3 protein-coding genes and 2 pseudogenes are annotated in these 3,719 nt (G+C 65.7%); 4 read left to right on the top strand and 1 reads right to left on the bottom strand.

The window, feature by feature from the left end; translation table 11 throughout:
- Positions 1-201 (top strand): annotated as a pseudogene (locus EOA33_RS27865) (GNAT family N-acetyltransferase); the annotation flags it as partial.
- 65 nt (positions 202-266) lie between these two features.
- Here the strand turns inward: EOA33_RS27865 and EOA33_RS27860 are convergent.
- Positions 267-1,490: an MFS transporter gene (locus EOA33_RS27860; RefSeq protein WP_126055935.1), complete on the bottom strand. Its 1,224-nt coding sequence runs from the start codon at positions 1,488-1,490 to the stop codon at positions 267-269.
- A gap of 120 nt (positions 1,491-1,610) precedes the next feature.
- Between EOA33_RS27860 and EOA33_RS27855 the strand changes: the two genes are divergently transcribed.
- The 3 genes and pseudogenes from EOA33_RS27855 to EOA33_RS27845 all read left to right on the top strand — a co-directional run.
- Positions 1,611-2,204 carry a TetR/AcrR family transcriptional regulator gene (locus EOA33_RS27855; RefSeq protein ID WP_127407105.1) on the top strand — a complete coding sequence of 198 codons (594 nt, stop codon included), beginning with the start codon at positions 1,611-1,613 and terminating at the stop codon, positions 2,202-2,204.
- A gap of 129 nt (positions 2,205-2,333) precedes the next feature.
- On the top strand, positions 2,334-3,314 hold the full coding sequence (locus EOA33_RS27850) for a hypothetical protein (protein ID WP_127407104.1): 981 nt from the start codon (positions 2,334-2,336) through the stop codon (positions 3,312-3,314).
- A gap of 87 nt (positions 3,315-3,401) precedes the next feature.
- Positions 3,402-3,719: pseudogene (locus tag EOA33_RS27845) on the top strand (histone deacetylase family protein); the annotation flags it as partial.

The raw sequence follows: 3,719 nt of genomic DNA, 5'->3' as shown, positions 1-3,719 counted from the left end.
AAGCTGGGCCACGGCTTCGCGACGGAGCTGGTGCAAGAGGCGCTGCACGCCGCCTTCGGTCCATTGCGCGCCGACCGTGTGATCGGCCTGGCGCGCCGCGCCAATCCGGCGTCGCGGCGCGTGCTGCAGAAATGCGGCTTCGTCTTCGAGCGCGATGTAATGTTGCACGGCGCGCCGACGATGCTCTTCGGTGTCACATCGCGGATGTTCGGGCGGCGCGACGAGGATCCAGGGCCGGTCGCCTGGGGACGGGAATGGCCTCGGCTTCATTGCGCGGGAACGGCGCTCGCTTCGCATCCGGTGAGATCGCAATGCGGCCCGGCCAGGCTGCGCTGGCCGATGAGCACCGTCGTCAGCGCGATCACCCCCGCTGCCACCGACACAAGGAAGCCGCTCTGGGCGCCGAACGCATCCACCACGGCGCCGGCGGCGAAGGAGCCGAGCGCCATGCCGATGCCGATTCCGGTCATCACCCAGGTGACTCCCTCGGTCAGCATCGCTTCCGGCACGCGCCGCTCGATCAGTCCGAAGGCGGTGATGAAGGTCGGCGAGATCGCGACGCCGCTGACGAAGACGGCGAGCGCGAGCAGCGGCACCGTGCTGGCAACGAGGAGCGGCAGGGTGGTGAGCGCGATCACGGCGACCGCAATGGCCAGCTGGCGTTGCAGCGGCATTTTCAGGTTGAGCGCGCCGATGATGATGCCGAGGATGAACGAGCCGAGCGCATAGACGCCGATGACCAGGCTTGCCGCTTCCGGCTGGCCGAGCTCCTCGGTGATCGCCACCGTGCTCACTTCCGTGGTGGCGAAGGTCGCGCCAATGAAGATCAGCGCGAAGGTTATGATCTGAACCGGCCGCAGGCGGATCGCCGAGCCGCGCGCACCATGCTCCGCCGGCCGCACGCCGGGTTCGGTCGCACGCTGCAGGATGAAGGCTGCCGAGCCGAAGCCGAGGAACAGGGTGCTTGCAAGCATGCCTGCTTCCGGGAAGAGCGCAGTGCTCAATCCCACCGACAACGATGCCCCGGCGATATAGACCAACTCGTCCGCCGCCGACTCGAAGGCGAAAGCTGTGTTCAGCTCCGGGCGATCCCGGAAGATCTCCGTCCAGCGGGCGCGCACCATCGCCGGGATGCTGGGCATGGCCGCGGCAAGCAGCGCCGAAGCAAACAGCGTCCATATCGGCCAGTCCTGGTTGGCCGCCGCGATCAGCGCTGCGAAGGCGAGCACGGAGATCACCGTCGTCGGCACGACGATGCGCGTCTGGCCGAGGCGGTCCACCAGCCGGGAGATCTGCGGCGCAAGGAAAGCGTTGACCAGCGCGAAGCTCGCCGAAACGGCGCCGGCCAGCCAGTATTCGCCATGGGTCTGCGACAGCATGGCGACGATGCCGATCGGCGCCATGGCGATTGGCAGGCGGGCCACGAAACCGGCCGCGGCGAAGCCCTTGCTTCCGGGAGCTCGAAAGATTTCCGAATAGGGATTCTGCATGGTCTGGGTCCTCGACAAGGGAAGGATCGACAATTACATACGCTGCGTATGAATTCAGATAGATCATACGCCGCGTATGTCAATTGGCATACGAAGCGTATGTGAATAGGGCCAGACCGCATGCGCCGACCTCGCAAGGAGATGATCGCCGAGACGCGCGCCAAGCTGATCGCGGCCGCCCGCCACGCTTTCGGCACCATCGGCTACGCGGACGCCTCGATGGATGATTTCACCGCCTCTGCCGGGCTGACGCGCGGCGCGCTCTATCACCACTTCGGCGACAAGCGGGGATTGCTGCAGGCGGTCATCGCCGAGATCGACGGCGAGATGGCTGCCCGGGTGAACGAGGTGGCGGCGAGGGCGCCGACCCGCTGGCAGCATTTCGTCGACGAATGCACCACTTACATCGAACTGGCGCTGGAGCCGGAAATCCAGCGCATCATGTTCCGCGATGCCCCGGCGGTGCTGGGTGATCCGGCCCAGTGGCCGAACGCCAGCGCATGCACGGCGTCGATGACCGATCACCTGACCAGGCTGCAGGAGGAAGGCGTGGTCGTGGCCGACCTCGACCCCGAGACCACGGCGCGGCTGATCAACGGCGCCAGCAGCCAGGCTGCGCAGCGGATCGCCAATTCGCAGGATCCGGAAGCGACGTCGAAAAAGGCGGTGGCGGCGTTCAAGCAACTGCTCGAGGGGCTGCGCAAGGAGCCCTGAGCGAACGGGTCAGCAACCATGACGCGCGGTTTGTACACCGGTTTTGGGCCGGCGCGGCGCCGCCAAGATTGACAATCGCCGGGGCGAGCGCATCCTCCTCTACCATCTCTGAGGCGGGAGAGTCGGGCCATGTGGGACTTCAGCATCGGCCGGTCGGTGTCCATCATGATCAGGACATGGCCTTTCATCGTCTTTCGCATGATCGTCTATTTCGGCATCACGCTGGCCTACATTATGGCGACCGGCACCGGCGCCAGCGTCGGCTATGGCGTCGGCCACATCTCCACCGACCCCGAGGGGCCGCTCTCCTTCGCGCTGTGGGGCGGGGTGGTCGGCTTCGGCGTCGTGTCCGTAGCGGTCTACTGGATCCGCGAATACATCCTCTACGTCCTCAAGGCCGGGCATATCGCCGTCATGGTCCATCTGATCGACGGCCAGGACGTTCCCGACGGCCAGAACCAGATCTCCTATGCCAGGGCCGTGGTGACCGAGCGCTTCGCCGAGGCCAATGTGCTGTTCGTGATCGACCAGCTGGTCAAGGGCGCCATCCGCGCCATCACCGGCCTCATCGGCGGCATCGCCGCCTTCCTGCCCATTCCCGGTCTCAACGGCCTTGTCAGCTTCATCAACACGGTGATCCGCATGTCGCTGACCTATGTCGACGAGATCATCCTCGGCTACAACATCCGCATCAACTCCACCTCGCCCTTCGAGACGGCGAGGCAAGGCGTCGTGCTCTACGCGCAGAACGGCAAGACCATGGTCAAGAACGCGGTCTGGCTGGCGGTGATCATGTGGGGCGTGTCCTTCGTGATCTTCCTGCTCATGCTGGCGCCAGCCGGCGCCATTCTCTGGGCCATGCCGGGCCAGCTTGGCGGCTGGGCCTTCGTTCTGGCCATCGTCTTTGCCTGGGCCTTCAAGGCAGCCTTCATCGAGCCCTTCGCCATCGCCTCTCTGATGCAGGTCTATTTCGCCACCATCGAAGGCCAGGTGCCCAATCCCGACTGGGACCGCCGGCTGGCGGAAGCCTCCTCGAAATTCCGTGAACTGAAGGACAAGGCGCTGGCGTCCTTCGGCGGCTCGCGCTGGACGCAGCCGGCACCCCAATAGCCGAACCCTTGCCTAATCTCTGTTGAACGTGCCCCTTTGGTGGCGCGAAAACATGGCCAAACCGGTCTTGCGCGCCTATATCGGGGCATGGCTACCCGTCTCTACACTCACCCGGTCTTCCTCGAACACCTCACCCCGCCCGGCCACCCGGAGCGGCCCGACCGCCTGCGCGCTGTCGAGCGCGTGCTTGACGACGAGGCATTTTCGGCGCTTGACCGCGTCAAGGCGCCGGAAGGCGACGAGGCCACCATTCTTTATGCGCATCCGGAGGATTTCGTCGCGCGCGTGCGCGCCGCGATCCCTGAGACCGGCATTGTCTCGATCGATGCCGACACCAGCGCCAGCCCGAAGAGCTGGCAGGCGGCGGTAACGGCGATCGGCGCCGCCAACGCCGCCGTGGATGAT

The sequence above is a fragment of the Mesorhizobium sp. M4A.F.Ca.ET.050.02.1.1 genome (genome assembly GCF_003997725.1).
Lineage (GTDB): Bacteria > Pseudomonadota > Alphaproteobacteria > Rhizobiales > Rhizobiaceae > Mesorhizobium.
This window is presented reverse-complemented; position numbering and strand designations above follow the sequence as displayed.